At 68.7% G+C, this 855-nt stretch carries 1 protein-coding gene; it reads left to right on the forward strand.

Annotated elements, in window-relative coordinates; all coding sequences use genetic code 11:
* A partial coding sequence (locus APY03_RS44795; RefSeq protein WP_232324476.1) for a phospholipase D-like domain-containing protein occupies nucleotides 1–855 on the forward strand: 855 nt, incomplete at both ends.

Raw genomic sequence — 855 nt, forward strand, 5'->3', positions numbered from 1 at the left:
GCCTCGCGCTGGCCGAGGGTGCGACGAAAACGCTCGACCTGCAGTACTACGCGATTCATGCCGATGCCAGCACCGAACGCCTCCTAGCCGCTGTGCGCGACGCGGCGAGCCGCGGCGTGCGCGTGCGCATCCTGCTCGACGACTTCCACAGCACCGGCCGCAATGCGTCGGTGATGCGGCTGGCTTTCGTGCCCAACATCGAGATGCGAATGTTCAATCCGGTGCCCGGCTCGCGCGGTTCGAGCCTGGCCCGGATGTTCAATGCCATCGAGGATGCCTCGCGCATCCAGCAGCGCATGCACAACAAGCTCTTCATCGCAGATAACGTGCTCGGCGTGACCGGCGGGCGAAACTTGGGTGATGCCTATTTCGGCAATGCCCCGGCGGGCAACTTCGTAGACATGGACGTGCTGGCGGCCGGCCCCATCGTGCAGGACCTGTCACGCAGCTTCGATGCCTACTGGAACAACGAACGCGCCTATCCCGTTCAGTCGCTCGTGACGCGCGAGGAACTCGATGCGCTGCGCAACGAGGCGCGCGGCGAGCGCGAGAAGGACGCGAACACCGGCGCACCGCGGCCGCCCGATGGCGAGCCGCGCCCGCGCCGCGCCGCGCCCGAGGCCGAGCAACAAATCCGCGCCTGGGACGAGCAACCGATGGATCTGCGTACCGCCAGCCTAGTCTGGGCGCCGGCCGCGGTACTGGTTGACAAGCCGGCCAAGATCCCCGCAGACAGGCCGGGCGCGGGTGCCGACACGGGCAAGGCGCCCAGCCTTGTGGTTTCGCAACAAGGCCAGCGCAGGACAGGCGCGGCGGCGCGCGGCTCGCTCGACGGGGCCGCCGATGCGGCTGCCA

The sequence above is a fragment of the Variovorax sp. WDL1 genome, from assembly GCF_001541225.1.
Lineage (GTDB): Bacteria > Pseudomonadota > Gammaproteobacteria > Burkholderiales > Burkholderiaceae_C > Variovorax.